The organism is Pseudomonas fragariae (ex Marin et al. 2024), from assembly GCF_059621105.1.
The window spans coordinates 221,778-247,719 of sequence record NZ_CM184369.1 but is presented as its reverse complement, the minus strand read 5'-3'; the positions used below and the strand labels follow the sequence as shown (position 1 = coordinate 247,719).

Sequence of the window (25,942 nt, the reverse complement as noted above, 5' to 3'; positions counted from 1 at the left end):
GGAGTCAGGGCAGCGCGGCAACCACCGACAGTTCAACGAGGATTTCCGGCTCGCACAGCTTGGCCTCTACCGTTGCGCGTGCAGGCGCGAACCCCTTGGGCAGCCATTTGTCCCAGACGCTGTTCATGCCGGCGAAGTCGGCGTCGATGTCTTTCAGGTAAATGGTGACCGACAGGATACGCGTCTTGTCGGTGCCGGCCAGGTCGAGCAGGCGCTCGATGCTGTTCAGAACCTCTCGGGTCTGCTGCTCGACACCGGCGGTCATGTCATTGCCGACCTGGCCCGACAGATAGACGGTGCCATTGTGGACAACGACCTGACTCATGCGCTCATTGGTGAGCTGGCGCTGGATGGACATGCTGTGCATTCTCCTGGGTATTGCCGTAACGAGAGATATCAAGGCCTTCAGCACTGATACGAGGTGTCTTGCGGGCGATGAGGTCTGCCAGCAAACGACCGGAACCACACGCCATCGTCCAGCCCAGGGTGCCATGGCCGGTATTGAGGAACAGGTTACGGAACGGTGTCGCACCCACAATCGGTGTACCGTCGGGCGTGGTCGGACGCAACCCGGTCCAGAAATCGGCCTGGGTCAGGTCGCCGCCCTGAGGATAGAGGTCACCGACGATCATCTCCAGTGTTTCGCGTCGACGCGGATTGAGCGACAGGTCAAAACCGGCGATTTCCGCCATGCCGCCGACGCGGATCCGGTTGTCGAAACGAGTGATCGCGACTTTATAGGTTTCATCGAGAATGGTCGAAGTCGGTGCCATGTCCGGGTTGGTGATCGGCACGGTCAGCGAATAGCCCTTCAGCGGATAGACCGGTGCCTTGATGCCCAGCGGCTTGAGCAACTGCGGCGAGTAACTGCCCAGCGCCAGCACGTAACGATCGGCGGTCTCCAGCTTGCCGTCGATCCACACGCCATTGATGCGGTCGCCAGCGTGATCGAGGCGTTCGATGTTCTGCCCGTAGCGGAACTCGACACCCAGCGCCACGGCCATTTCCGCCAGGCGCGTGGTGAACAGCTGACAGTCACCGGTCTGGTCGTTGGGCAGGCGCAACGCGCCGCTGAGGATGCCGGTCACGCCGGCCAGCGCGGGCTCGACACGGGCAATGCCGTCGCGATCGAGCAGTTCATAGGGCACACCGGACTGCTCGAGCACAGCGATGTCTTTGGCAGCGTTATCCAGCTGGGCCTGGGTACGGAACAACTGCGTGGTGCCCAGGCTGCGTCCTTCGTAGGCAATGCCGGTGTCGAGGCGCAGTTCATCCAGGCAATCGCGGCTGTATTCGGACAGGCGTACCATGCGTTCTTTATTGACGGCATAGCGGCTGGCCGTGCAGTTGCGCAGCATTTGCGCCATCCACAGGTACTGATCGATATCTGCCGTTGCCTTGATCGCCAATGGCGCATGACGCTGCAGCAGCCATTTGAGGGCTTTGAGCGGAACACCCGGCGCAGCCCATGGCGACGCATAGCCCGGAGAAACCTGGCCGGCATTGGCAAAACTGGTTTCCATGGCAGCAGCAGGCTGACGGTCAACGACAGTCACCTGGAAACCGGCACGCGCCAGATAATAAGCACTGGTTGTACCGATGACGCCACTACCCAGGACCAGAACGCGCATGTCGATGACCTCATCGCGGATATCCGCTGACAATTCGAAGTTTTAAGCAAGAATGTGCGCAGTATATTGAGCAATGAGCAGTGCTTCTCACTGTATAAAGATTTATATTCAGTGTTTATTCGCGGCGATAAACGCTTTGCTAGAGGGGAAATGACCCGTGCGCACTCAACACCAGTCAAATCGTGAACTGGACAAGATAGATCGCAACATTCTGCGCATCCTGCAGGCCGACGGGCGCATCTCGTTCACCGAGCTTGGCGAGCGGGTCGGCCTGTCTACCACGCCCTGTACCGAACGGGTGCGCAGGCTGGAACGCGAAGGGATCATCATGGGCTACACCGCCCGACTGAACCCGCAAAGCCTCAAGGCCAGCCTGCTGGTATTCGTCGAGATCAGCCTGGACTACAAGTCTGGCGACACCTTCGAAGAATTCCGCCGTGCCGTGCTGAAGCTGCCCCATGTGCTGGAGTGCCATCTGGTGTCCGGCGACTTCGACTACCTGGTCAAGGCGCGGATTTCCGAAATGGCCTCCTACCGCAAACTGCTGGGCGATATCCTGCTCAAACTGCCGCATGTGCGTGAGTCCAAGAGCTACATCGTCATGGAGGAAGTCAAAGAGAGCCTGAATCTGCCGATTCCCGACTGATTGCCTGCTATACGAGTACCTGACGGGTCGAGGCCATATATTCGTGTATCTGCTTTTCGACCCGTGGATGAATCAGTTCGACCGGGCGACGGCCATTCGGGCAGGGCAGGCTTGCGGTGGTGCCGAACAGGCGGCAGATCAGCGGGCGCTCGTCATACACGGTGCAGCCTTGCGGCCCAAGGTGAACGCAATTGAGTTCATCCAGCGCAGCTTCCTGCTCGGCAGCCGTCTTGCGCGGCAGACGCGACATTTCTTCGGGCGAGGTGGTCACCGGCCCGCAGCAGTCGTGGCAGCCGGGCACACATTCGAACGAAGGAATCTGGCGACGCAGATCCGCTATTTTCTGACGGTTGCAGCTCATTGACTCGACCACTCATGCACAAGGCCGAGAGTTTGCCTCAGTTGGCAGGCTCATGACAGCGGCTTATCCTCCCGACACGCCATCCGCCACCAACAGGACACGCTCATGAACGCCCGCGTTCAGAACACGCCCCGTCAAGATCAGCACGTTGCCTCCTATTACGCCGCCAGCAGTCATGCACAAGCGGATCATCCTGCGCTGCAAGGTGAGGTGAAGGTCGATGTGTGCGTGGTCGGCGGTGGATTCTCCGGCCTCAATACCGCCATCGAACTGGCCGAGCGCGGGTTCAGCGTTGCGTTGCTCGAGGCGCGCAAGATCGGCTGGGGGGCCAGCGGGCGCAATGGCGGCCAGTTGATTCGCGGGGTCGGTCATGGTGTCGAACAGTTCGCCAATGTCATCGGCAGCGAAGGCGTGCGGCAGCTCAAACTGCTGGGCATCGAGGCCGTCGAGATCGTGCGTCAGCGCATCGAGCGGTACGCTATCGATTGCGACCTGAAGTGGGGTTATTGCGATCTGGCCAACAAGCCCCGCGACCTGCACAGCCTTGCTGAAGATGCAGAAGAGTTGCGCAGCCTGGGTTATCGCCATGCACTGCAGCTGCTGCAACCGGAAGAGATGCACAGCGTGGTGGGCTCATCGCGCTATGTCGGCGGCCTGATCGATATGGGCTCGGGGCATTTACATCCGTTGAACCTGGCCTTGGGCGAAGCGGCGGTAGCGCAGTCGCTCGGCGTTCAGTTGTTCGAGCATTCAGCGGTGACGAACATTGATTATGGCCCGCAGGTCAGGGTGCATACGGCTGCCGGTTCGGTGCAGGCGCAGACCCTGGTGCTGGGTTGCAACGCCTACCTCAATGACTTGAATCCGGAAATCAGCGGCAAGGTGTTGCCTGCCGGCAGCTACATCATCGCCACCGAGCCGTTGAGCGAAGCGCAGGCCCGTGAAGTGTTGCCGCAGGACATGGCGGTGTGTGATCAGCGGGTCACGGTGGATTACTACAGGCTGTCTGCCGACCGCCGCTTGCTGTTCGGCGGTGCCTGCCATTACTCGGGGCGTGCCCCTCAGGACATCGCCGCGTACATGCGGCCGAAGATGCTCGATGTGTTCCCGCAACTGGCCGCCGTGAAGATCGATTACCAGTGGGGCGGGATGATCGGCATCGGCGCCAATCGCCTGCCGCAGATAGGCAGGCTCAAGCAGCACCCCAACGTATTTTATGCGCAGGCCTACTCGGGCCACGGTCTGAATGCCACGCATCTCGCGGGCCGGCTGCTGGCCGAAGCCATCGCCGGGCAACACAGCGATGGTTTCGAGTTGTTCGCCAAAGTGCCGCACATGACCTTTCCCGGCGGCAAGCACTTGCGCTCGCCTCTGCTGGCATTGGGCATGCTCTGGCACCGTCTCAAAGAGCTGCGCTAGGCTCAGGGCCTCCAGAACGGCTTCATGGCCTCGACCCGCGCCTGGCGGAAATCCAGGCCAATGTCGCGCAACTGATCGTCGGTCAGTGTCAGCAAGCTGCGGCGCGACGCCCAGCGATGGCGATACAGTGCCCAGCGCCCCATGCCTGCCAACAGATCGGCCTTGTTCGAGCGAACGGTTCTGACCGTCGCTGGCCGATATTCATTCAGTTCCTGGCTGTGAAGCGCAAGGCGCACATCGCTGAACCCGTTCATGTCCTGTTCCCTCATCCTGGGTGGCTGTGGGTTCATGATGAAGCGAACGGCAAAACCAATACAGATTCAAAAGCCTCTTATATTTTCCATACAGATGATTCAAAAACGCCACTGAATGCTATATTTCCGGCCAATCTGTATTGCTTTACCGCATTCGAATTCCTGAGAGTACGCCATGACGCTCTACGTCAACCTCGCCGAACTGCTCGGCTCGCGCATCGAAAACGGCTTCTACCGCCCCGGCGACCGCCTGCCCTCGGTACGCGCGTTGAGCGTCGAGCATGGCGTCAGTCTTAGCACCGTGCAGCAAGCGTATCGGGTGCTGGAAGACCATGGCCTGGCCGCGCCGAAACCCAAATCCGGCTACTTCGTCTCGGTCAGCCGAAAAGCCCCTGCGCTGCCAGCGGTCGGCAGGCCTGTGCAGCGGCCTGTGGATATCTCTCAATGGGATCAGGTGCTGGACCTGATTCGCGTGGCGCCCCTTGAAGCCGTCACGCAACTGGGGCGCGGCATGCCGGATGTCACCAGCCCGACCCTGAAACCTTTGATGCGCGCGCTGAGTCAGTTGAGTCGCCATCAGGACATGCCGGGGCTGTATTACGACAACATCTACGGCGTGCGCAGGCTGCGCGAACAGATTGCCCGGCTGATGCTCGACTCGGGCTGCAGCCTGACCGCCAATGACCTGATCGTCACCAATGGCTGTCATGAAGCGCTATCAGCCAGTGTCCGGGCCATCTGCTCGCCGGGGGACATCGTGGCGGTGGACTCGCCAAGCTTCTTCGGCGCCATGCAGACGCTCAAGGGCGTGGGCATGAAAGCCATGGAAATCCCTACCGACCCGTTGACCGGCATCAGCCTCGAAGCGCTGGAACTGGCGCTGGAGCAATGGCCGATCAAGGTCATTCAGCTGACGCCCAACTGCAACAACCCGCTGGGTTATGTCATGCCCGAAGCGCGCAAGCGGGCGCTGCTGACCCTGGCACAGCGCTTCGACGTGGCGATCATCGAAGATGATGTGTATGGCGACCTGGCCTACAACTACCCTCGCCCGCGCACCATCAAATCCTTCGACGAAGACGGTCGCGTGCTGTTGTGCAGTTCGTTTTCCAAGACCCTGGCACCGGGGCTGCGAATCGGCTGGGTAGCGCCGGGCCGTTATCTGGAGCAGGTGCTGCACATGAAATACATCGGCACCGGCTCCACCGCCCCGCAGCCACAATTGGCCATCGCCGATTTCATCGAAGGCGGCCATTACGAGCCCCACGTGCGACGCATGCGTAGCCAATACCAGCGCAGTCGCGACCAGATGATCGACTGGGTGATGCGCTATTTCCCCGAGGGCACACGCGCCAGCCGGCCGCAAGGCGGTTTCATGCTGTGGGTGGAGCTGGCCGAAGGCTTCGACACCCTGCGCCTGAACCGCGCCTTGCTGGGCAAGGGTGTGCAGATTGCGGTGGGCAGTATCTTTTCGGCATCGGGCAAGTATCGCAACTGCATGCGCATGAACTTCGCGACCAAACCCAGCCGCGAAATCGAAAGCGCGGTGCGTATCGTCGGCGAGACAATTGCGCTACTGAATGCGCAAACTGACTGATGCGGGCAAATCTTTCCCGGTTTTGCGGGTCATATCGCCAAGTCGAGCCATGTCCAGACGCGGAAGATCAATTTGAATAACTCATGGGCCTTGCCCTTTTGCTTGCTGGTTGCGTTGTGCGTCAGCGGTTGCGCGCATCAACAGGTCGCCAGTGAGCCAAGCCAGGCCATGCCGTCTTCAGGTTCCGCGTTCGGCCGTTCGATCCAGGCCATGGCCGTGCCGCATGAAGGGCGTTCTGGCTTTCGCCTGCTGCCTGACAGCAGTGACGCGTTCAAGGCTCGCGCCGAACTGATCCGCAACGCCAAAAGCAGCCTTGATCTGCAGTATTACATCGTCCACGACGGCCTGAGTACGCGCGCCCTGATCGACGAACTGCTCAAGGCGGCTGACCGTGGCGTTCGTGTGCGCATCCTGCTGGACGACACCACCAGCGACGGTCTGGATCAGGCCATCGCCACCCTCGCCGCTCACCCGAACATCCAGATTCGCCTGTTCAATCCGCAAAACCTGGGGCGCGAGACCGGCATCACCCGCAGCCTCGGGCGCCTGATGAACCTGTCGCGCCAGCACCGGCGCATGCACAACAAGCTGTGGCTGGCCGACAGCAGTGTGGCCATCGTCGGCGGGCGCAACCTGGGCGATGAATACTTCGATGCCGAGCCGAACCTGAACTTCACCGATATCGATATGCTCAGCGTAGGACCGGTGGCCGAGCAGCTTGGCCACAGCTTCGACCAGTACTGGAACAGCACGCTCAGCAAGCCTATCGGTGAATTCATCTATTTCCTGCCCGACGGCGAGGATCTGGCCGAGGCCCGGCGCAAGCTGGACGATTCTCTGGAGCAGGCGCACCAGCAGCACAAGGCGCTGTATGAGCGACTGATGGCCTACAAGACCCAGCCGCGCATGAAAACCTGGCTCAACGAGCTGGTCTGGGCATACAACCAGGCGCTGTGGGACGCACCGACCAAGGTACTGGCGCAGGGCGAGCCTGACCCGCATCTGCTGCTGACCACGCAACTGGCGCCTGAACTGCTGAACACTCACAAGGAACTGATGCTGATCTCGGCCTACTTTGTACCGGGCCCGGAAGGCTTGCTGTACCTCACCGGCCGCGCCGATGCCGGCGTCAATGTCAGCCTGCTGACCAACTCCCTGGAAGCCACCGACGTGCCCGCCGTGCATGGCGGCTACGCACCGTACCGCAAGGCACTGCTGGAGCATGGCGTGAAGCTGTTCGAGCTGCGCCGACAGCCTGGCGATACCGAGACGATGCGCGGCAGCGGCCCGCATCTGTTCAAGAAAAGCCATTCCCTGGTCAGTTCCGAATCAAGCTTGCACAGCAAGGCGATGATCTTCGATCGGCAGAAGGTCTTTGTCGGCTCATTCAACTTCGACCCGCGCTCTGTGCTGTGGAATACCGAAGTCGGCGTGCTGGTCGACAGCCCGCAACTGGCTGAAGAATTGCGCGAACTGACCTTGCAGGGCATGGCCCCGTCGCTCACCTATGAAGCGCGGCTGGAGGACGGCAAAGTGGTGTGGGTGACCGAAGACAACGGCCAGATCCACACTCTGCATACCGAACCGGGCGACTGGTGGCGGCGTTTCAACGCGTGGATGAGCCGCGCCATCGGCCTGGAAAGAATGCTTTAAGCGGGCACAGCCTGGGCATCGCCGAACGCGCCACGTCGCCGGATCAGTATCAGCAGGCCCAAAGCACCGGCAGCCATCATCAACGGCAAGGCCTCGCCACTGACCCACTGGCTGCCCGCGCCGGCTATCAACGGGCCGAGCAGGCAGCCGATGCCCCACAGTTGCGCCACATGCGCGTTGGCGCGGACCAGCGAGTCATCGCGATAGCGTTCGCCGATCAGAATCAGCGACAGGGTAAACAGCCCGCCGGCACTGGCACCGAAGACGGTCCACAGTGGCCAGATCAGAACGGTATCGATCAGCAGCGGCACCAGCAGGCTCGACGCCAGTAGCAAGGCGGCACAGCCGGTGAACATCGCGCGACGTGAAATGCGGTCGGCGAGCATGCCGATCGGCAGTTGCAACAGCGCGTCACCGACCACCACCACGCTGACCATGATCAGGGCGATTTCCGGGGTGAAGCCGTGGCGTATGCAGTAAAGCGGCAACAGGGTGAGGATCAGCGCTTCGAACGCAGCGAACAGCGCGACCGCCCAGGCGATCGCAGGCATGCCGCGACAGAAACCGGACAGATCGGCAAACGTCACGTTGCAGGCTTCGGTCGACGGCGCGCCGGTGCGCCCCAGCAGCAGAAACGGTGAGCCGACCAGCAGCGCTACGCCGATCCAGAAACCATAATCGGCCTGGGTGCCGATCACGCCCAGTAGCAGCGGACCTGCCAGTTGACTCAATGCGTAGGTGCTGCCATACAGCGCCACCAGACGCCCGCGCAGGCGCTCGATGACCAGCTGATTGATCCAGCTTTCACCCAGCACGAAGACGATGGTCAGAATCACCCCTAGCGTCAGGCGCAAGACCAGCCAGATCCAGTAATACGGCAGCAGCGCCAGCGCGCCGACCGAAACCGCCCCGGCCCATAAGCACAGGCGCATCAGATTGGCAGTGCCGAAGCGCGCCGCCAGACGACTGGCCAGCGCCGCGCCGAGCAGCACACCCACCGCCGGCATCGCCGCCATGATGCCAATGGCAAACGAGCCATAGCCCCAGCCTGCCAGCCGCAATGAAACCAGCGGCATGCTGACGCCCATTGCCAGACCGACACCCAGCACGGACGCCAGCACAGCAAAATAAGTACCCCAACGCATTTCCACGCTCCTGCCCGGCGCCACGCTACGCGCTCATCGCCTTGTACAAATCCTGTGTGGCGCGATGATCAATCTTGAGATGACCATCATGCCAATGCTCCGCGTTGGCATGCATCCCGTGACGCTCCGCGTCACACATCAGTGCCGCTACGCACATCCAAGCCAGGACGCGGGCGTGGGGGCGATGATCTTGAGACCCCATCATGCCAATGCTCCGAGGGCAGAGCATGGGCGCGATAGGCAAATGACTACAGCTTGATCCAGGTCGACTTCAGCTCGGTGTATTTGTCGAACGCATGCAGCGACTTGTCACGACCGTTGCCCGACTGCTTGAAGCCGCCGAACGGTGCGGTCATGTCGCCGCCGTCGTACTGGTTGACCCATACGCTGCCTGCGCGCAAAGCCTTGGCGGTCAGGTGCGCCTTGGAGATGTTCGCGGTCCATACGGCAGCCGCCAGGCCATACTGCGTGTCGTTGGCGATCTGGATCGCCTCTTCGGCAGTATCGAACGTCAGCACCGAAAGCACCGGGCCGAAGATTTCTTCCTGAGCGATTCTCATCGCATTGTTCACACCATCGAAAATGGTCGGCTCGACATAGGTGCCGCCGGTCTCTTGCAGAATGCGCTTGCCGCCCGCAACCAGCTTGGCGCCATCGGTATGGCCCGCTTCGATATAAGACAACACGGTATTCATCTGCTGGGTATCAACCAGCGCGCCCACGGTGGTCGCAGGGTCCAGCGGGTTGCCGGGCTTCCAGGCGCTCAGCGCCTCGATGACCATCGGCAGGAAGCGATCCTTGATGGAGCGCTCGACCAGCAGGCGCGAACCGGCGGTACACACTTCGCCCTGGTTGAAGGCAATCGCGCTGGCGGCTGCGCTGGCGGCGGCCTGCAGATCAGGCGCGTCGGCAAAGACGATATTCGGGCTCTTGCCGCCGGCTTCCAGCCAGACACGCTTCATGTTCGATTCGCCCGCATAGATCATCAGTTGCTTGGCGATCTTGGTCGAGCCGGTGAACACCACAGTGTCCACATCCATATGCAGGGCAAGTGCCTTGCCGACGGTGTGGCCATAACCAGGCAGTACGCTGAGCACGCCCGCAGGAATACCAGCCTCAATGGCCAGTTGTGCGATACGAATGGCCGTCAGCGGAGATTTTTCCGAGGGCTTGAGGATGACCGAGTTGCCGGTGGACAGGGCAGGACCCAGCTTCCAGCAGGCCATCATCAGCGGAAAATTCCACGGTACGATAGCGGCGACGACACCCACCGGCTCGCGTGTTACCAGGCCCAGTTGGTCATGAGGCGTTGCCGCGACTTCGTCATACAGCTTGTCGATGGCCTCGCCGCTCCAGCTCAGGGCTCTGGCGGCACCAGGGATGTCGACACCGAACGAGTCGCCAATCGGCTTGCCCATGTCCAGCGTCTCAAGCAGCGCCAGCTCTTCGGCATTGTGTTTGAGCAGCTCGGCGAAGCGGATCATCGTTTCCTTGCGCTTGGCCGGAGCCAGTCGCGACCAGGCACCGGAGTTGAAGGCGCTGCGCGCGCTGCCGACGGCGCGTTGCGCGTCAGCGGCATCGCAACTGGCGACCTTGGCAAGCAACCGGCCATCGACCGGGCTGATGCAGTCAAACGTCTCGCCGGAGGAGGCTGCGGTGTATTCACCTTGAATGAAGGCACGGCCTTCGATCTTCAAATTCCGGGCGCGTTGCTCCCAGTCAGCACGAGTCAGGGTGGTCATTTGCATGTCCTCCTCTTGTTGAATGTGGGTGTGTCATGGTTGATTGAAGACACAATCTGAAATTTTTCAGGACGGCCGTTACCCTAAACCAGCGGCCCGACAAAACCAATATATTTGACATAAATAGCCGCTACGGTGCTTTTATGTTGATTTTATTAAACAGCTCCGTACGCGCGCCGAGGCACTAACGCACTGCACGCACGTCAAACCTTCAACGCATTCAGGACAAAGGGGCCCATCATGAGCATCGAAAGCATCGTCGACTTCAGTGAAGCCAGCACCGCCGCCGAGCACTATCGCCCTGCACCGGAAAAGGTCTTCAAGGGCGATCCGGCACAAACCCTCTACAACCACTACAACAGCCCCTGCGGACAGATGAGCGCGGGCGTCTGGAATGGCGAGCCCGGGCAGTGGCAGGTAAATTATTCGGAGCATGAGTATTGCGAGATTGTGCAGGGTGTTTCAGTCCTGCGCGACGAGCAGGGCCACGCGAAAACCCTGCGCGCAGGTGACCGCTTCGTGATCCCGGCAGGCTTCAAGGGTACTTGGGAGGTGCTGGAAACATGCCGCAAGATTTATGTGGTGTTTGAGGAGGCTGCAGATAAATAAATACCGCCCTGGCAGCGACGCCAGGAGCGCAGGCACAAAAAAACCCGCCAGAGCGGGTTTTTTTGCAGCCGACAGAATCAATTACTTGATTTTGCCTTCTTTGTAGATCACGTGCTTGCGTACAACCGGATCGAATTTTTTGATTTCGATTTTATCCGGGGTAGTACGTTTGTTCTTGTCGGTGGTGTAGAAATGGCCTGTACCAGCGCTCGACACCAAACGGATCAATTCACGCATGATTTTCTCCCTTAAATTTTGCCGTCGCGACGCAGTTCAGCGAGCACAACTTCAATGCCACGCTTGTCGATGATACGCATGCCTTTAGCAGATACGCGCAGACGAACAAAACGCTTCTCGCCTTCAACCCAGAAGCGGTGATGCTGCAGGTTTGGCAGGAAACGACGACGGGTTTTGTTGTTTGCGTGGGAAATGTTATTCCCAGTCACCGGACCCTTACCGGTAACTTGACATACTCTCGACATGCCTCAGCCCTCTAAAACCACATGCCCAACCCGGCATGGGTTGGCCGCTTAATCTCTCAGTCATTTGGCGCCAGGCGCCGCGTTTCTTTAAGGGTCTTACCGGCTACACCTACAGTGAAGGAACCGGGCCCCTAGAAAAGAGCGCTGCTTTATACCAGAAAGCCTTGGGCACAACAACAGGCAAAGCACTTTGACCCGAATGATCACGCCTCGCGCAGCGGTATGCTCAAGCACTGCGGGGGCACAGGCAAATCGACCGCTCGTCGCTCCATGACGATTGTTCTGCGCCAGTACATGGTCTAGGGTTAGTCCCTCACCAGACTGCGCCGGCAGATGGGGCCCTTTCTGAACAGGAAATAACGCCATGCGCCTAGCTGCACTCCCTTTTTTACTCGTTCCACTCCTGCTTCCCGTCGCTGCCCAGGCATCGAACCTTGTGGTCTGCACCGAAGCCAGCCCCGAGGGCTTCGACGTTGTACAGTACAACTCGCTGACCACCACCAACGCATCGGCCGACGTGCTGATGAACCGCCTTGTAGACTTCGATGCCAAGAGCGGCAAGCTGGTGCCGAGCCTGGCAGATAGCTGGACCGTGTCCAAAGACGGCCTGACGTACGACTTCAAGCTGCACCCCGGAGTGAAATTCCACACCACCGACTATTTCAAGCCGACTCGCGAGCTGAGCGCGGATGACGTGCTGTTCAGCTTCCAGCGCATGCTCGACCCGCAGAACCCGTGGCACAAGATCGCCCAGAGCGGCTTCCCGCATGCGCAGTCCATGCAGCTGCCCGCGTTGATCAAGAGCATCGAAGCGCCTGATGCACACACCGTGCGCTTCACGCTCAACCATGCGGACTCGACCTTCCTGGCCACGCTGAGCATGGGTTTCGCCTCCATCTATTCAGCCGAATATACTGCGCAGCTGTTGAAAGCGGGCACGCCGGAGAAACTCAACAGCCAGCCGATCGGCACCGGGCCGTTCGTGTTCAAGCGCTTCCAGAAAGATGCCGTGGTGCGCTATGAGGCGTTCGACGATTACTTCGCCGGCAAATCTGATATCGACACATTGGTGTACGCCATCACCCCGGACGCCAATGTGCGCCTGCAGAAAATCCGTCAGGACGAATGCCAGATAGCGCTCTCGCCCAAGCCCCTGGATATTCAGGCAGCCAGCAAGGACGACTCGCTCAAGGTCGAGAAAACTGAAGCGTTCATGACCGCGTTTGTCGCGATCAACAGCCAGCACCCGCCGTTCGACAAGCCGGAAGTTCGCCAGGCCATCAATCTGGCGTTCGACAGGGACAATTACCTGAAAGCCGTGTTCGAAGGCACCGCTGAAAAGGCCAACGGCCCTTACCCGCCCAACACCTGGAGTTACGCCAAGGACCTGCCCGGCTATCAGCACGATGTTGCCAAGGCCAAGGCGCTGCTGGCCAAGGCCGGTGTGAAAGAGGGTTTGAAGACCACCATCTGGACGCGACCTTCCGGGAGTCTGCTGAATCCGAATCCGAGCCTGGGTGCTCAATTGCTGCAGGCTGATTTGAAACAGGTCGGCATCGATGCCGAGATCAAGATCATTGAGTGGGGCGAGCTGATTCGCCGCGCCAAGGCTGGCGAGCATGATCTGCTGTTCATGGGCTGGGCGGGCGACAATGGCGACCCGGATAACTTCCTGACCCCGCAGTTCTCGTGTGCGGCCGTGCAATCGGGCACCAACTTCGCCCGCTATTGCGACAAGACACTGGACAAGCTGATCGCAGACGGTAAATCCGTCAGCGGCCAGGCCGAGCGCAGCAAGCTGTATCACCAGGCCCAGCAGCAGATTCAACAGCAGGCACTGTGGATCCCCCTCGCCCACCCGACAGCCGCTACGCTGGTGCGCAAGGACGTCACTGGCTATCAGGTCAGCCCGTTCGGCAGGCAGGATTTCTACAAGGTGCAGGTCAAGTAAGTCGCCAGACTGACCTCGGCCTCTCTGTGTGATGGCGTGCCAATGCCTGCTGCATTGGCACGCCCCGCCTGAAAACCGGACGCGGAGCGTGAGAACGATAATCCGAGTGCCACCCTATCGCTCTGCGTGGGCGCTACATCAACCCGCGCTCCACCATCGACAGTGGCTCGCCGTCCCCCACGATCACGTGGTCAAGCACATGAACATCCACCAGCAGCAGTGCTTCCTTGAGGCGCTTGGTCAGGTCGATGTCGGAACGGCTGGGCGTGGTGATACCGGAAGGATGGTTGTGGCAGAGGATCAGGCTGGCAGCGTTATGCGCCATCGCGCGTTTCACCACCTGGCGCGGGTGTACATAAGACGCATTGATCGTCCCGCGAAACAATATCTCGAAGGTCATGACCCGGTGCTTGTTATCGAGAAACAGGCAGCCGAAGACTTCGTGCGGCTCATGCCGCAGCAGGGCCTTGAGATAGCTGCGAACCTGGGTCGGGTTTTCCAGCGCTGATTCACGGCGCAGGGACTCAGCCATGTGCCGACGCGCCATTTCCATCACAGCCTGCAACTGAGCGAACTTGGCAGGCCCGAGCCCCAGTTGCGAGGTGAATGCCGACAGATCCGCATCCAGTAACGGTCTGAGCCCGTCAAATTGATTCAGCAGATGACGCGCAAGGTCTACAGCGCTTTTTCCGGCCACGCCGGTGCGTAAAAAGATAGCCAGCAACTCGGCGTCGGAAAGGCTCGCCGCCCCCAACTCCAACAAGCGTTCCCGGGGGCGTTCAGCCGCGGGCCAACTGCGAATACTCATAGCACCTCCATGTGATTGGGCACCGCTGTTCCGGTGCGGTCGCTGTGCTATCTTAGCCCATCTTTTTTGCACGACGATCTGGCCTGGGGAGGCGTCATGGCCGTCGTGTGTTCACTCGACCAAAAAGGCAGGTCTATGCAGCGGCTGTATCGAAAACGCATCGTTCTTGGCGTCGGCGGCGGCATCGCGGCCTACAAGAGCGCTGAACTGGTCCGCCGCCTGCGCGATCAGGGCGCTGAAGTGCGTGTGGTCATGACCAAGGGCGGAGCAGAGTTCATCACCCCGCTGACCATGCAGGCGCTCTCCGGGCACCCTGTGCACCTGGACCTTCTCGATCCGGCTGCCGAGGCCGCGATGGGCCATATCGAACTGGCCAAATGGGCCGACCTGATCCTCATCGCGCCGGCCACCGCCGACCTCATCGCGCGCCTGGCGCAAGGCATCGCCAACGACCTGCTGACCACCATCGTGCTGGCCACCGACGCGACTGTCGCCATCGCCCCGGCGATGAACCAGGCGATGTGGCGTGACGCCTCAGTGCAAGCCAATACCCGCCTGCTCGAAGAGCGCGATTTTCGTGTGTTCGGGCCGGCGTCCGGCAGTCAGGCGTGTGGCGATGTCGGCTTCGGGCGCATGCTGGAGGCCGACGACCTGGCCCAGTGCGCGGCCGACTGCTTCCAGCGCCTGACGCTGACCGGCAAGCATGTGCTGATCACCGCAGGCCCGACCCAGGAAAACATCGACCCGGTGCGCTACATCACCAACCACAGCTCCGGAAAAATGGGCTTTGCCCTGGCCGAAGCGGCGGTGGAAGCCGGCGCTCGCGTCACGCTGATCACCGGGCCGGTCAACCTGCCTACGCCTGATCGCGTCTCGCGCATCGACGTGGTCAGCGCCCGCGACATGCTGGCAGCGTGCGAGGCGGCCATCCCCTGCGACCTGTTCATCGCCTCGGCAGCCGTGGCCGACTACCGCCCGGAAGTCGTTGCCCCGCACAAATTGAAGAAAGATCCTTCGAACGGTGACGGCTTGCTGCTGCAGATGGTGCGCAATCCGGATATTCTGGCGACCATCGCAACCCGCCCGGATCGCCCCTTCAGTGTCGGCTTTGCCGCCGAGACCGAACACCTGCTCGACTACGCTGCCCGCAAGCTCAAGGACAAGAACCTCGACCTGATTGTCGCCAACGATGTCGCGAACCCGAGCATCGGCTTCAATAGTGAGGAAAACGCCTGCAGCGTGATTGACCGAGGGTTGCACGCAACGCTTTTCGCCCAGACCAGCAAGGCCAAGATCGCTCGCCAGCTGGTCACTTTTATCGCCGACCGCATGAATCAGGTTTAACTACGAATGCACGCTCTACAAGCCAAGATCCTCGACCCTCGCATTGGCAACGAATTTCCGCTGCCGGCCTACGCCACTACCGGCTCGGCTGGCCTGGACCTGCGCGCCATGCTCAAGGAAGACACGGTCCTCGAGCCCGGCCAGACCCTGCTGATCCCTACCGGCCTGTCGATTTACATTGGCGATCCGGGTCTTGCCGCGCTGATCCTGCCGCGCTCCGGCCTGGGCCACAAACACGGCATCGTGCTGGGCAATCTGGTAGGCCTGATCGACTCCGATTACCAGGGCGAACTGATGGTCTCCTGCTGGAACCGCGGCCACACGGCTTTCAACATCGCCGTCGGCGAGCGCATCGCCCAATTGGTCCTGGTGCCGGTCGTACAGGCGCACTTCGAGCTGGTTGAAGCGTTCGACGAAAGTCAGCGTGGCGCTGGCGGCTTCGGTCATTCCGGCAGTCATTGATCGCCATTCGGCACATAATCCGGGTTCGGAACAAGGCTCAGGGAGAGGTCGGTGAAAGGTAGTCAGCACAGCGCTTCACAGCACGCCATACCCACCGACAACTCGCCTCCGGCTGCGAGCCTCACAGGCCTCGCGCCCGGCCTGGTGCCTGCCGCCATCGGCCTGCTCATCGCTGCGGCGCTGGTCTGGATGGCTCTGGCCACCGGCCCGCAGCAACAGGACCAGCTGGTTCAGGCCTGGGGCGGCAGTCAGGCGGCAGCGGTGGGTCTGGCACTGCGCCAGATCAACGCGGACACCCAGTCAGCAGCATCCGGTGCGGCGCTTGTGCAGACATTGCAAAGCAATGATGCCGCTGCCCTGCTGGCCGCTCAGGATCGATTCACCCGTTGGGACGGCCTCGCAGGCGCTCGGCTTTACCCCAAGGGGCTGGCCGATGTGGATACGCAAGGCGCACTGCCCGTCAGTTTCGCCACCCTGGATATGCTCAACAAGGCCGCACAAGGTGAGGCCGTCGCCCCGGAGGCGCGCAAGGTCGGCGAGCGCTGGTTGATCTACAGCGCCGCGCCGGTGCGTGCCGCTGCCAGTCAGCCGGTGGTGGGTACGCTGCTGCTGGCCTTCGACCTGCAGCGCTTGCTCAATGCCTTGCCGGCGCTGCCTGCCGACGCCGGGCAAGTGGTGCTCAGCCAGCAATTCGGCAGCGGACCTGCTCAGGTGTTCCTGCAACGCGGTCAGGCCGAGGAAGGCAAAGCCCAGGCTTTCGATACCGGTTATCCTGGCTGGAAACTCGAGTTCACGCCCGGCCCCGGGCTGAAAACCTCACCGTCCGTGATGCTTCTGCTGCTGGCACTGATTATCGCTGCAGCGGGCGTGCTGCTTGGCTTGCACCGTAACGAACGGGCCCTGCAGAAGCGTATTTGCGCCGACGCACGGCAACTGGATCAGCTGCTCCAAGAACTCTCACGCGGAAAAGCCGTCAAACCCTTCGGTTTGAGCCTCCCGGCCCTTAGTGGTCTGGCTCAGGCCCTTGCTCGTGTCTCGCTTCGTAGTCAGCCTCAGGCAGCGCCTGTCCTGGCGGCGGGCGAGCAGCGCGATGCAGATATTGCCAAAGGCAGTGCTTCGTCCACCGTGGCTGCATCACGCACCGACTGGACCGATCCGCTGTTTCAAGATACCGATATCCTTGATATCGACCTTCTCGACGAAAACCAGGACTTCCTGAGATCGGAGCATAACCTCGCTATGAACAGCCCAGCATCCGTGGCACCCAACCTTCCCGAGACTATTTTCCGTGCCTACGACATCCGTGGCGTGGTCGGGGACACCCTCAACGCTGAAACGGCTTACTGGATCGGCCGCGCCATCGGCTCCGAAAGCCTGGCGCAGAACGAACCCAACGTCAGCGTTGGCCGCGACGGTCGCCTTTCCGGTCCTGAACTGGTACAGCAACTGATTCAAGGTCTGCACGACAGCGGCTGCCACGTCAGCGATGTAGGCCTGGTGCCAACGCCTGCGCTGTATTACGCAGCCAACGTGCTGGCCGGCAAGACCGGCGTCATGCTGACCGGCAGCCATAACCCGAAGGACTACAACGGCTTCAAGATCGTCATCGCCGGCGATACCCTCGCCAACGAGCAGATCCAGGCGCTGCACGAGCGCATCAAGACCAACAACCTGACGTCGCAGAAAGGCAGCATCACCCAGGTCGACATCCTTGAGCGCTACTTCCAGCAGATCAAGAATGACATCGTCATGGCGCGCAAACTGAAGGTCGTGGTCGACTGCGGTAACGGCGCGGCAGGCGTGATCGCTCCGCAGCTGATCGAAGCGCTGGGCTGTGAAGTGATTTCCCTGTTCGCGGAAGTGGATGGCAACTTCCCCAACCATCACCCGGATCCGGGCAAGCTGGAAAACCTGCAGGACCTGATTGCCAAGGTCAAGGAAACCGGTGCCGATCTGGGCCTGGCCTTCGACGGTGACGGCGACCGTGTCGGTGTCGTGACCAACGCAGGCAACGTGGTGTACCCGGACCGCCTGTTGATGCTGTTCGCGCTGGACGTGCTCAAGCGCAATCCGGGTGCCGACATCATTTTCGACGTCAAATGCACACGCCGCCTGACTCCGCTGATCAGCGAGCATGGCGGCCGTCCGGTGATGTGGAAAACCGGTCACTCGCTGATCAAGAAAGAAATGAAGAAAAGCGGTGCGCTGCTGGCAGGCGAAATGAGCGGCCACATCTTCTTCAAGGAACGCTGGTTCGGTTTCGACGACGGTATCTACAGCGCAGCACGCCTGCTGGAGATCCTCAGCCAGGAGTCGGCCAACGCCGAAGACCTGTTCGAGACCTTCCCGAACGATATTTCGACGCCTGAAATCAACATCAAGGTGACGGATGTCACCAAGTTCAGCATCATCAAGGCCCTTGAAACGGATGCGCAGTGGGGCGACGCCAAACTGACCACCATCGACGGTGTCCGTGTGGACTATCCGAAGGGCTGGGGTCTGGTTCGCGCTTCCAATACCACGCCGGTACTGGTGCTGCGCTTCGAAGCCGAGACCGAGGCCGAATTGCAGCGTATCAAGGACGTGTTCCACGCAGAACTGAAGAAAGTTGCGCCGGACCTCGACCTGCCATTTTGATTGTTTTTCCTTTTGACTGGAGCCCTGAATGACCCTCGAACGCGATGCCGCCTCTAATGTAGCCAAGGTCCTTTCCGAAGCGCTGCCTTACATTCGCCGCTTTGTCGGCAAGACGCTGGTTATCAAGTACGGCGGCAACGCCATGGAGAGCGAAGAGCTGAAAACCGGCTTTGCGCGCGACATCGTGTTGATGAAAGCGGTGGGCATCAACCCGGTAGTGGTTCACGGCGGCGGGCCGCAGATCGGCGATCTGCTCAAGCGCCTGTCCATCGAGAGCCACTTCATCGACGGCATGCGTGTGACTGATGCGCAAACCATGGATGTCGTGGAGATGGTACTGGGCGGCCAGGTCAACAAGGACATCGTCAACCTGATCAACCGTCATGGCGGCAGCGCGATCGGTCTGACCGGCAAGGACGCGGAGCTGATTCGTGCGAAGAAGCTCACCGTCACGCGCCAGACGCCGGAAATGACCAAGCCCGAAATCATCGACATCGGTCAGGTCGGTGAAGTGGTCGGGGTCAACACCGGGCTGCTCAACATGCTGGTCAAAGGCGATTTCATTCCGGTCATCGCGCCTATCGGCGTGGGCCCGGACGGCGAGTCGTACAACATCAACGCCGACCTGGTAGCAGGCAAGGTTGCCGAAGCCCTCAAGGCCGAGAAGCTGATTCTGCTGACCAACATCGCCGGCCTTATGAACAAGCAGGGCGAAGTCCTGACCGGCCTGACCACCGAGCAGGTCGACGGCCTGATCGCCGACGGCACCATCTACGGCGGCATGCTGCCGAAGATTCGTTGCGCGCTGGAAGCGGTTCAGGGCGGCGTCAACAGCTCGCACATCATCGACGGTCGAGTGCCCAACGCGGTCTTGCTGGAGATCTTCACCGACAGCGGTGTAGGTACCCAGATCACCAACCGCAAGCGGCATTGATTCAGGCGTAACACCCAAAGGCCCCGTGAGCTGACACTCACGGGGCCTTTTTTGTTGGCTGATGATTGAGAACAGCTCCGCGTGGGCATGCCGTTCTGGAAGCTCTGCGTCCTGTCCTGAATATGTGGCTCGGCGCAGATCTGTGACGCAGAGCGTCAAGACAGGCATTCCCACGCTGGAGCGTGAGGAACGATAGGTGTCCGGGAGATCGCGGAGCGTAACGGGCTCGGAAGAACATTATCGTACCCATGCTCCGCGTGGGTATGCACTTCTGGACGCTCTGCGTCCTGTCCTGAATGTGTGGCGCGGCGCAGATCTGTGACGCGAAGCGTCACGACAGGCATTCCCACGCTGGAGCGTGAGGAACGATAGGTGGCCGGGAGAGCGCGTGGAGAACACTATCGTGCCCATGCTCCGCGTGGGTATGCATTTCTGGACGCTCTGCGTCCTGTCCTGAATGTGTGGCGCGGCGCAGATTTGTGACGCGGAGCGTCACGACAGGCATCCCCACGCTGGAGCGTGAGGAACGATCGGTGTCTGGCGGCGGCCCCTTTCGCGAACAAGTTCGCTCCTACGGCCTTCGGCCAGAATCAAAAACAGACCCGGGCATGACGATAGTGTCCGACCAAACTTCGCGTGGGTATGCCGCTCTGGACGCTCTGCGTCCTGTCATTGAGTCAGCCGCTGGACGCGGGCGCGGTCCACGGCGAAGTCTGCTTCGGCCTTTACGCGTGCGGCCTGATACCCGGCGATATCGGCTTGCAGTTTCTGCTGCTGATCGCGCAAGTCGTTCAGTTGATCGACAAGCGCCTGCTGAACCGGACGTCCTGCACGCTCAAGGTCGGCGGCCTGGCCCTGCAGACTGCGCTGCTGCGCCGCCAGCCCCTGAATGTTGCCCAGGGCAACGCCAACCAGCGCGTCCAGCTCGGCCAGTTTGCGGGCCTTCATGCGATCCACTTCAGCGACGCTGCTGTACAGGCTCAGCAGTTGCGCATCGGCGGCGGCCTGGCGTTTGTCCGCTTCGGACTGGCGAATCTGCTCGGCCGTAGGCGCGGGCGGCACAACCTGAACCACCCGGCCACGACTGTTGAGCACTTCATAACCTTTGGCAACGTAGTCGGGCGGCACGCCTTGCGTGTCGATCACCGTCACCCCGCGGCTATCGACGTAGCGATAAAGCCGTGGCTCAGGTGCGTCGGCAGCCTGAGCGAGCATGGGCACAAGCATGACGACAGCCAGCAAGGCCCGCAAAGCGCTCAGCGTGCCTGAAACCGAAAACCGTGCCCTGCTGCCGACTGCCATAGGCTCGTCCTCAGATTCCGAATTGCGCGCGATAGGCTTCGACAGCAGGCAGATGCTGCTTGAGCTGCGGGTCGTCGGCCAGGAACTCGAGCACCTGATTCAGCGACACGATACTCACCACCGGAATCCCGAAGTCACGTTCGACTTCCTGAATCGCCGACAGCTCGCCATTGCCGCGCTCCTGACGATTGAGCGCGATCAGCACGCCCGCAGCTGTCGCATCCTGGTCCTTGATGATCTGCATGACCTCACGGATCGCGGTGCCCGCAGTGATCACGTCGTCGATAATCAGCACATTCCCCGCCAGCGGCGAGCCCACCAGACTGCCGCCCTCGCCGTGCGCCTTGGCTTCCTTGCGGTTGAAACACCACGGCAGATCACGGTCATGATGCTCGGCCAGCGCCACGGCAGTGGCCGATGCGAGCGGAATGCCCTTGTAGGCCGGACCGAACAGAACGTCGAAGGCAATACCGCTTTCAACCACGGCGGCTGCGTAGAAACGCCCCAGTTGTGCCAGTGCGGAACCGGTGTTGAACAGCCCCGCATTGAAGAAGTACGGGCTGGTGCGCCCGGACTTGAGAGTGAACTCACCGAAGCGCAGAACACCGCGATCGATGGCAAAACGAATGAAATCGCGTTGATACGCCTGCATGAAAAAAGCTCCGAATACCACGGATTTAGCTAATTAGGTAGAGCTCGGGTATCATACACGCACGTGATTTTTGGGGCCATTTATGCGGATCATCAGTGTGAACGTAAATGGCATTCAGGCTGCGGTCGAGCGTGGTTTGCTCAGCTGGCTGCAAGCTCAGAATGCCGACGTCATCTGCTTACAGGACACCCGCGCCTCCACCTTTGAACTGGACGATCCAGCCTTTCAGCTGGATGGTTACTTCCTCTATGCCTGCGAAGCCGAGGTTCCCGCTCAGGGTGGTGTGGCGCTGTATTCGCGGTTGCAGCCGAAGGCGGTAATCAGCGGCCTCGGCTTCGAGACAGCCGACCGCTACGGGCGCTACCTGCAAGCAGATTTCGACAAGGTCAGTATCGCTACCCTGCTCTTTCCGTCGGGGATGAATGGCGATGAAGACCTGAATCAGAAATTCAAGCTCATGGACGATTTCGGCAAGTACATGGACAAGCAGCGCCGCAAGCGTCGCGAATACATCTACTGCGGATCGCTCTATGTGGCGCAGCAGAAGCTCGATATCAAGAACTGGCGCGACAGCCAGCAGTCACCCGGCTTCCTCGCGCCCGAACGCGCCTGGATGGACGAAATCGTCGGCACCATGGGCTACGTCGATGCCCTGCGTGAAGTCAGCCGTGAAGGCGACCAGTACAGCTGGTGGCCGGATAACGAACAGGCAGAGATGCTGAACCTGGGCTGGCGCTTCGATTATCAGATCCTGACCCCTGGCCTGCGCCGCTTCGTGCGCAGCGCCCGTCTGCCACGCCAGCCGCGTTTCTCGCAGCACGCGCCGTTGATCGTGGATTACGACTGGACCCTGACTATCTGATAGCCAGGCAAGGCAGCGAACACGAAAAAGCCGACTTGAAGTCGGCTTTTTGCGTTGCCTGAAGTGATGCTACTTGATCAGGCGCAAGGTGAACGGATAGCGATAATCGACGCCGTCATTGGCTTTTATCCCGGCAATGATCGCCAGCACTGCGGCACCGATGCCCACCAGCGTCAGTAACGCAAAGCCGATGATCAGTAGCACCAGCAGCATGCTGACGGTGGCCGCGATGGCGACTGTGATCTGAAAATTCAGCGCTTCCTTGCCTTGCGCGTCGATAAACGGATCGGAGTCTTTCTTCAACTGCCAGATAATCAGCGGGCCCAGCAGATTGCCGAATGGAAACATCAGTCCGGCAAACGCCGACAAGTGACAGAACATCGCCCACTGGCGAGCGCTTTGCGGCGGTTTGCTGAACGGTTGCAAGCTGTCACTCATTATCGGACCCCCTTCTGGGTATCAGTCGGCCAACGCGGCGCGCTGCAATTCAAACAACTCGGTCATGCCCTTCTGCGCCAGCGCGAGCATCGCGTTCAGCTCTTCAGGCTGGAATGGCGCGCCTTCAGCAGTGCCCTGAACTTCAATGAAACCGCCTGCACTGGTCATGACCACGTTCAGGTCGGTCTCGGCAGCCGAGTCTTCGAGGTAGTCCAGGTCGAGCACCGGCTCGCCCTGATACATGCCGACCGAAACGGCCGCGATCATCTGCTTGAGCGGGTCGCCGCCTTTCAGGCCGCCACGCTTCTTGATCACCTTCAGCGCATCAGCCAGGGCCACCATCGCACCGGTAATAGAAGCCGTACGAGTGCCACCGTCAGCCTGAATGACATCGCAATCGACGTACAGGGTGACGTCGCCCAGCTTGGACATGTCCAGCGCAGCGCGCAGTGAACGACCGATCAGGCGCTGGATTTCGAGTGTACGGCCACCCTGCTTGCCACGGCTGGCTTCGCGCTGGTTACGCTCGCCGGTAGCACGTGGCAGCATGCCGTATTCGGCAGTCAGCCAACCCTGGCCCTGGCCTTTGAGAAAGCGTGGTACGCCGTTTTCGACGCTGACGGTGCAAATCACCTTGGTATCACCAAACTCGACCAGTACAGAACCCTCGGCGTGTTTGGTGTAGTTGCGGGTGATGCGGATCGAGCGGAGCTGATCGGCGGCGCGACCACTTGGACGTTTCATCTGGGATACCTGTACTGAGACGGAAAACTGCTGAGCATTATAGAGGCCACAGCTGCCGCTGGGCATCTCTAAAAGCCGTCAATGCCGATCCCGCGCAACCAGAAGGCCCTGGATCAAGGCTTTCGACGCGCAGATACGGGGTAAAACAACGCCTTGCGTCACCTGTCACACTGTCGGATTGGGAGCCTGCGCCGCACTGCGCTACAATCCTGCGCCTCTACAGCCAGCCGGCTTTCACGACGCCCATGACCGCCATTTCTGCGCGTTCATGAACCGAACCACGCTTTGAAAGCGAACCAAGAGGTATTTCCCATGGTGCACAGCATGACTGCCTTTGCCCGAGTAGAGCGGGCCGGTGCCCAGGGCACACTGAGCTGGGAACTGCGCTCGGTCAACCACCGCTATCTTGAGCCACACCTGCGCCTGCCGGAGTCGTTCCGCGATCTGGAAGGCGCGATTCGCGAAGCGCTGCGTCAGGGCCTGTCGCGCGGCAAGGTCGAGTGCACACTGCGCTTTGTCGAGGAAACCGCCGGCAAGCCGCTGCAGGTGGATCTTGAACGCGCAGGCCAATTGATCGCCGCAGCCGAGTCGGTTGCCGGCTTGATCAAACAGCCTGCTGCCTTGAACCCGCTCGAGGTGCTGGCCTGGCCGGGCGTGCTGGTCGCCGATGCCAACGATCCGCAGGTGTTGAACACCGAGGCCCTGAAACTGTTCAATGATGCGCTGACCGAATTGAAAAGCGGGCGCGGGCGCGAAGGCGCAGACCTGGCGCGGCTGCTCGACGAGCGTCTGTCCTCCATCGTCGAAGAAGTCGCCACCTTGCGCACGCTGGTGCCACAGATGCTCGCAACCCAGCGGCAGAAGGTGCTGGATCGCTTTGCCGACATGAAAGCCGAGCTCGACCCTCAGCGTCTGGAGCAGGAAATGGTTCTGCTGGCACAGAAAAGCGATGTCGCCGAAGAACTGGACCGCCTCAGCACCCACGTCACCGAAGTGCGTCGCGTACTCAAGGCTGGCGGCCAGGCAGGACGCCGTCTTGATTTCCTGATGCAAGAGCTTAACCGCGAAGCGAATACACTGGGCTCCAAGGCCTTTGACCCACGCAGCACGCAGGCTGCCGTCAACCTCAAAGTGTTGATCGAGCAGATGCGTGAGCAAGTGCAGAATATTGAGTAAGGCTAAACCTGACATGACCCATATCACTGGCACCCTGTACATCATTTCCGCTCCGTCCGGCGCGGGCAAGACCAGTCTGGTCAAGGCGCTGATGGACGCTCAGCAAGAGCCTCAGCACGGCGCTCAGGCAAAGATTCGCGTCTCTGTCTCGCACACCACGCGCGCCATGCGCCCCGGCGAAGTGGACGGTGTGAACTACAACTTCGTCGATCGTGCCACGTTCCTGAGCATGATCGAGCACGGCGACTTTCTCGAGCAGGCCGAGGTCTTCGGCAACCTGTATGGCACGTCGCAGAGCCACTTGCAGCAGACGCTGGACGAAGGCCACGACCTGATTCTGGAAATCGACTGGCAGGGTGCGCGCCAGGTTCGTGCGCAGATGCCGCAGGCCCGTTCCATCTTCATTTTGCCGCCGACCCAGCAGGCCTTGCGCCAGCGCCTGACCAATCGCGGCCAGGACAGTGACGAGATCATCGAAGCCCGCATGCGTGAAGCCGTCAGCGAAATGAGCCACTACAGCGAGTATGAGTACGTCGTGGTCAATGACGACTTTGCCGGCGCGCTGGAAGACCTCAAGGCGATTTTCCGCGCCAATCGCCTGACTCAACAGCACCAGCAAGAGCAATACAGCGAGCTTTTTCAGGAGTTGCTGGCCTGATCGAATCGTTTCCAGACATCAGGCAACAGGTTAAAAGCATGCCGTTGTTGGCATGCCGCTTGATGACTGGTGCTGTACGCTTGTAAACTACCGAGTCCGCTCGCCCATCCGGGCATCGCGCATCCGCATTTGCTACGAGGAATACCCATGGCCCGCGTAACCGTTGAAGACTGCCTAGAACACGTGGATAACCGCTTTGAGCTGGTCATGCTCTCTACCAAGCGTGCCCGTCAACTGGCAACCGGCGGCAAAGAACCAAAGCTGGCCTGGGAAAACGACAAGCCTACCGTCATGGCCCTGCGTGAAATCGCAGCTGGCGTGATGGATTACTCTGTAATCGCAGAAGCTGAAATCGTTGAAGATGAGCCATTGTTCGCAGCGTTCGAGGACGAGTCCAACGAGGCCGTCTAAGCCTATGCCAGGTCGACGTAGTAC

General features: G+C 60.6%; 27 protein-coding genes. 14 read left to right on the top strand and 13 right to left on the bottom strand.

Annotated elements, in window-relative coordinates; translation table 11 throughout:
- Nucleotides 1-4 precede the first annotated feature (4 nt).
- Nucleotides 5-358 (bottom strand): RidA family protein, encoded by a 354-nt coding sequence (locus AC54XV_RS01155; protein WP_003392569.1) that lies wholly within the window; start codon nt 356-358, stop codon nt 5-7.
- Entirely contained in the window at nt 330-1,631 is a 1,302-nt protein-coding gene (dadA, locus tag AC54XV_RS01150; protein WP_496717674.1) for a D-amino acid dehydrogenase, read from the bottom strand. Before dadA ends, AC54XV_RS01155 begins: the two co-directional genes overlap by 29 nt.
- Before the next feature lie 157 nt (nt 1,632-1,788).
- On the opposite strand from dadA, the gene dadR reads away from it, so the two are divergent.
- On the top strand, nt 1,789-2,277 hold the full coding sequence (gene dadR, locus AC54XV_RS01145) for a transcriptional regulator DadR (protein WP_003314011.1): 489 nt from the start codon (nt 1,789-1,791) through the stop codon (nt 2,275-2,277).
- Between the two features lie 7 nt (nt 2,278-2,284).
- Here the strand turns inward: dadR and AC54XV_RS01140 are convergent, their stop codons facing one another.
- Nucleotides 2,285-2,638 carry a YkgJ family cysteine cluster protein gene (locus tag AC54XV_RS01140; protein ID WP_003403950.1) on the bottom strand — a complete coding sequence of 118 codons (354 nt, stop codon included), beginning with the start codon at nt 2,636-2,638 and terminating at the stop codon, nt 2,285-2,287.
- 105 nt (nt 2,639-2,743) lie between these two features.
- Here AC54XV_RS01140 and AC54XV_RS01135 point away from each other — a divergent pair, with 105 nt between their 5' ends.
- Entirely contained in the window at nt 2,744-4,057 is a 1,314-nt protein-coding gene (locus tag AC54XV_RS01135; protein WP_440058575.1) for an NAD(P)/FAD-dependent oxidoreductase, read from the top strand.
- 2 nt (nt 4,058-4,059) lie between these two features.
- Here the strand turns inward: AC54XV_RS01135 and AC54XV_RS01130 are convergent, their stop codons facing one another.
- Nucleotides 4,060-4,311, bottom strand: coding sequence for a DUF1127 domain-containing protein (locus AC54XV_RS01130; RefSeq protein ID WP_003403956.1), 252 nt, complete (start codon nt 4,309-4,311; stop codon nt 4,060-4,062).
- 175 nt (nt 4,312-4,486) lie between these two features.
- Between AC54XV_RS01130 and AC54XV_RS01125 the strand changes: the two genes are divergently transcribed.
- Nucleotides 4,487-5,908, top strand: coding sequence for an aminotransferase-like domain-containing protein (locus AC54XV_RS01125; protein WP_011266263.1), 1,422 nt, complete (start codon nt 4,487-4,489; stop codon nt 5,906-5,908).
- A gap of 72 nt (nt 5,909-5,980) precedes the next feature.
- Entirely contained in the window at nt 5,981-7,561 is a 1,581-nt protein-coding gene (locus tag AC54XV_RS01120; protein WP_116828944.1) for a phospholipase D family protein, read from the top strand.
- Here AC54XV_RS01120 and AC54XV_RS01115 read toward each other — a convergent pair.
- Together AC54XV_RS01115 and AC54XV_RS01110 are read right to left on the bottom strand one after the other, a co-directional pair.
- On the bottom strand, nt 7,558-8,706 hold the full coding sequence (locus tag AC54XV_RS01115; RefSeq protein WP_003403964.1) for an MFS transporter: 1,149 nt from the start codon (nt 8,704-8,706) through the stop codon (nt 7,558-7,560). The two genes, AC54XV_RS01120 and AC54XV_RS01115, sit on opposite strands and share 4 nt — an antisense overlap.
- A gap of 248 nt (nt 8,707-8,954) precedes the next feature.
- A complete protein-coding gene (locus AC54XV_RS01110) occupies nt 8,955-10,448 on the bottom strand; it encodes an aldehyde dehydrogenase (protein WP_024652150.1) in 1,494 nt (497 codons plus the stop codon).
- 240 nt (nt 10,449-10,688) lie between these two features.
- Here AC54XV_RS01110 and AC54XV_RS01105 point away from each other — a divergent pair, with 240 nt between their 5' ends.
- Nucleotides 10,689-11,057: a cupin domain-containing protein gene (locus AC54XV_RS01105; protein WP_060409703.1), complete on the top strand. Its 369-nt coding sequence runs from the start codon at nt 10,689-10,691 to the stop codon at nt 11,055-11,057.
- An 81-nt stretch (nt 11,058-11,138) separates the two neighbouring features.
- On the opposite strand, the gene rpmG is transcribed toward AC54XV_RS01105, so the two are convergent.
- Both rpmG and rpmB read right to left on the bottom strand, forming a co-directional pair.
- A complete protein-coding gene (rpmG, locus tag AC54XV_RS01100; protein WP_002551515.1) occupies nt 11,139-11,294 on the bottom strand; it encodes a 50S ribosomal protein L33 in 156 nt (51 codons plus the stop codon).
- Nucleotides 11,295-11,305: 11 nt separating this feature from the next.
- On the bottom strand, nt 11,306-11,539 hold the full coding sequence (gene rpmB / locus AC54XV_RS01095; protein WP_002551514.1) for a 50S ribosomal protein L28: 234 nt from the start codon (nt 11,537-11,539) through the stop codon (nt 11,306-11,308).
- Between the two features lie 364 nt (nt 11,540-11,903).
- Between rpmB and AC54XV_RS01090 the strand changes: the two genes are divergently transcribed.
- Complete coding sequence (locus AC54XV_RS01090) at nt 11,904-13,490, top strand: ABC transporter substrate-binding protein (protein WP_032657067.1); 1,587 nt, start codon at nt 11,904-11,906, stop codon at nt 13,488-13,490.
- A 133-nt stretch (nt 13,491-13,623) separates the two neighbouring features.
- Here the strand turns inward: AC54XV_RS01090 and radC are convergent, their stop codons facing one another.
- On the bottom strand, nt 13,624-14,298 hold the full coding sequence (gene radC / locus AC54XV_RS01085) for a RadC family protein (protein WP_003403975.1): 675 nt from the start codon (nt 14,296-14,298) through the stop codon (nt 13,624-13,626).
- Nucleotides 14,299-14,433: 135 nt separating this feature from the next.
- Between radC and coaBC the strand changes: the two genes are divergently transcribed.
- From coaBC to argB, 4 genes are read left to right on the top strand one after another with little or no spacing between them, the layout of a single operon-like run.
- A complete protein-coding gene (coaBC, locus tag AC54XV_RS01080; RefSeq protein WP_003403978.1) occupies nt 14,434-15,642 on the top strand; it encodes a bifunctional phosphopantothenoylcysteine decarboxylase/phosphopantothenate--cysteine ligase CoaBC in 1,209 nt (402 codons plus the stop codon).
- A gap of 6 nt (nt 15,643-15,648) precedes the next feature.
- Nucleotides 15,649-16,104, top strand: a complete 456-nt coding sequence (dut, locus tag AC54XV_RS01075) for a dUTP diphosphatase (RefSeq protein WP_024661267.1) — start codon at nt 15,649-15,651, stop codon at nt 16,102-16,104.
- Nucleotides 16,105-16,155: 51 nt separating this feature from the next.
- Nucleotides 16,156-18,741, top strand: coding sequence for a phosphomannomutase/phosphoglucomutase (locus tag AC54XV_RS01070; protein ID WP_192873905.1), 2,586 nt, complete (start codon nt 16,156-16,158; stop codon nt 18,739-18,741).
- 28 nt (nt 18,742-18,769) lie between these two features.
- Complete coding sequence (argB, locus tag AC54XV_RS01065) at nt 18,770-19,675, top strand: acetylglutamate kinase (protein WP_002551508.1); 906 nt, start codon at nt 18,770-18,772, stop codon at nt 19,673-19,675.
- A gap of 669 nt (nt 19,676-20,344) precedes the next feature.
- Here the strand turns inward: argB and AC54XV_RS01060 are convergent.
- The gene (locus tag AC54XV_RS01060) at nt 20,345-20,977 is read right to left on the bottom strand and encodes a hypothetical protein (RefSeq protein WP_011266258.1); all 633 of its coding nucleotides are present in this window, start codon (nt 20,975-20,977) and stop codon (nt 20,345-20,347) included.
- 10 nt (nt 20,978-20,987) lie between these two features.
- Entirely contained in the window at nt 20,988-21,629 is a 642-nt protein-coding gene (gene pyrE / locus AC54XV_RS01055; protein WP_003403990.1) for an orotate phosphoribosyltransferase, read from the bottom strand.
- 82 nt (nt 21,630-21,711) lie between these two features.
- Here pyrE and crc point away from each other — a divergent pair, with 82 nt between their 5' ends.
- Nucleotides 21,712-22,491 carry a catabolite repression control protein Crc gene (gene crc, locus AC54XV_RS01050; RefSeq protein ID WP_002551505.1) on the top strand — a complete coding sequence of 260 codons (780 nt, stop codon included), beginning with the start codon at nt 21,712-21,714 and terminating at the stop codon, nt 22,489-22,491.
- A gap of 69 nt (nt 22,492-22,560) precedes the next feature.
- On the opposite strand, the gene AC54XV_RS01045 is transcribed toward crc, so the two are convergent.
- Nucleotides 22,561-22,929: a DUF4870 domain-containing protein gene (locus tag AC54XV_RS01045; protein ID WP_003313990.1), complete on the bottom strand. Its 369-nt coding sequence runs from the start codon at nt 22,927-22,929 to the stop codon at nt 22,561-22,563.
- A gap of 21 nt (nt 22,930-22,950) precedes the next feature.
- Nucleotides 22,951-23,673, bottom strand: a complete 723-nt coding sequence (gene rph, locus AC54XV_RS01040) for a ribonuclease PH (protein WP_003313989.1) — start codon at nt 23,671-23,673, stop codon at nt 22,951-22,953.
- Nucleotides 23,674-23,985: 312 nt separating this feature from the next.
- On the opposite strand from rph, the gene AC54XV_RS01035 reads away from it, so the two are divergent.
- The 3 genes from AC54XV_RS01035 to rpoZ all read left to right on the top strand — a co-directional run bounded on the left by AC54XV_RS01035 (nt 23,986) and on the right by rpoZ (nt 25,918).
- A complete protein-coding gene (locus tag AC54XV_RS01035; RefSeq protein WP_003344441.1) occupies nt 23,986-24,849 on the top strand; it encodes a YicC/YloC family endoribonuclease in 864 nt (287 codons plus the stop codon).
- A gap of 13 nt (nt 24,850-24,862) precedes the next feature.
- A complete protein-coding gene (gene gmk, locus AC54XV_RS01030; protein WP_003392601.1) occupies nt 24,863-25,507 on the top strand; it encodes a guanylate kinase in 645 nt (214 codons plus the stop codon).
- Nucleotides 25,508-25,654: 147 nt separating this feature from the next.
- Nucleotides 25,655-25,918: a DNA-directed RNA polymerase subunit omega gene (gene rpoZ / locus AC54XV_RS01025; protein ID WP_003320174.1), complete on the top strand. Its 264-nt coding sequence runs from the start codon at nt 25,655-25,657 to the stop codon at nt 25,916-25,918.
- Nucleotides 25,919-25,942 lie beyond the last annotated feature (24 nt).

Excerpts from the sequence above, each read along its gene's own strand:
- dadA (WP_496717674.1), bottom strand. The coding sequence starts at position 1,631 with ATGCGCGTTCTGGTCCTGGGTAGTGGCGTCATCGGTACAACCAGTGCT.
- dut (WP_024661267.1), top strand. The coding sequence starts at position 15,649 with ATGCACGCTCTACAAGCCAAGATCCTCGACCCTCGCATTGGCAACGAA.
- AC54XV_RS01110 (WP_024652150.1), bottom strand. The coding sequence starts at position 10,448 with ATGACCACCCTGACTCGTGCTGACTGGGAGCAACGCGCCCGGAATTTG.
- AC54XV_RS01060 (WP_011266258.1), bottom strand. The coding sequence starts at position 20,977 with ATGGCAGTCGGCAGCAGGGCACGGTTTTCGGTTTCAGGCACGCTGAGC.
- gmk (WP_003392601.1), top strand. The coding sequence starts at position 24,863 with ATGACCCATATCACTGGCACCCTGTACATCATTTCCGCTCCGTCCGGC.
- AC54XV_RS01135 (WP_440058575.1), top strand. The coding sequence starts at position 2,744 with ATGAACGCCCGCGTTCAGAACACGCCCCGTCAAGATCAGCACGTTGCC.
- rph (WP_003313989.1), bottom strand. The coding sequence starts at position 23,673 with ATGAAACGTCCAAGTGGTCGCGCCGCCGATCAGCTCCGCTCGATCCGC.
- AC54XV_RS01045 (WP_003313990.1), bottom strand. The coding sequence starts at position 22,929 with ATGAGTGACAGCTTGCAACCGTTCAGCAAACCGCCGCAAAGCGCTCGC.
- pyrE (WP_003403990.1), bottom strand. The coding sequence starts at position 21,629 with ATGCAGGCGTATCAACGCGATTTCATTCGTTTTGCCATCGATCGCGGT.
- crc (WP_002551505.1), top strand. The coding sequence starts at position 21,712 with ATGCGGATCATCAGTGTGAACGTAAATGGCATTCAGGCTGCGGTCGAG.
- AC54XV_RS01130 (WP_003403956.1), bottom strand. The coding sequence starts at position 4,311 with ATGAACGGGTTCAGCGATGTGCGCCTTGCGCTTCACAGCCAGGAACTG.
- AC54XV_RS01105 (WP_060409703.1), top strand. The coding sequence starts at position 10,689 with ATGAGCATCGAAAGCATCGTCGACTTCAGTGAAGCCAGCACCGCCGCC.
- AC54XV_RS01115 (WP_003403964.1), bottom strand. The coding sequence starts at position 8,706 with ATGCGTTGGGGTACTTATTTTGCTGTGCTGGCGTCCGTGCTGGGTGTC.
- AC54XV_RS01125 (WP_011266263.1), top strand. The coding sequence starts at position 4,487 with ATGACGCTCTACGTCAACCTCGCCGAACTGCTCGGCTCGCGCATCGAA.
- rpoZ (WP_003320174.1), top strand. The coding sequence starts at position 25,655 with ATGGCCCGCGTAACCGTTGAAGACTGCCTAGAACACGTGGATAACCGC.
- AC54XV_RS01090 (WP_032657067.1), top strand. The coding sequence starts at position 11,904 with ATGCGCCTAGCTGCACTCCCTTTTTTACTCGTTCCACTCCTGCTTCCC.
- radC (WP_003403975.1), bottom strand. The coding sequence starts at position 14,298 with ATGAGTATTCGCAGTTGGCCCGCGGCTGAACGCCCCCGGGAACGCTTG.
- AC54XV_RS01035 (WP_003344441.1), top strand. The coding sequence starts at position 23,986 with ATGGTGCACAGCATGACTGCCTTTGCCCGAGTAGAGCGGGCCGGTGCC.
- rpmB (WP_002551514.1), bottom strand. The coding sequence starts at position 11,539 with ATGTCGAGAGTATGTCAAGTTACCGGTAAGGGTCCGGTGACTGGGAAT.
- argB (WP_002551508.1), top strand. The coding sequence starts at position 18,770 with ATGACCCTCGAACGCGATGCCGCCTCTAATGTAGCCAAGGTCCTTTCC.
- AC54XV_RS01140 (WP_003403950.1), bottom strand. The coding sequence starts at position 2,638 with ATGAGCTGCAACCGTCAGAAAATAGCGGATCTGCGTCGCCAGATTCCT.
- rpmG (WP_002551515.1), bottom strand. The coding sequence starts at position 11,294 with ATGCGTGAATTGATCCGTTTGGTGTCGAGCGCTGGTACAGGCCATTTC.
- AC54XV_RS01155 (WP_003392569.1), bottom strand. The coding sequence starts at position 358 with ATGTCCATCCAGCGCCAGCTCACCAATGAGCGCATGAGTCAGGTCGTT.
- coaBC (WP_003403978.1), top strand. The coding sequence starts at position 14,434 with ATGCAGCGGCTGTATCGAAAACGCATCGTTCTTGGCGTCGGCGGCGGC.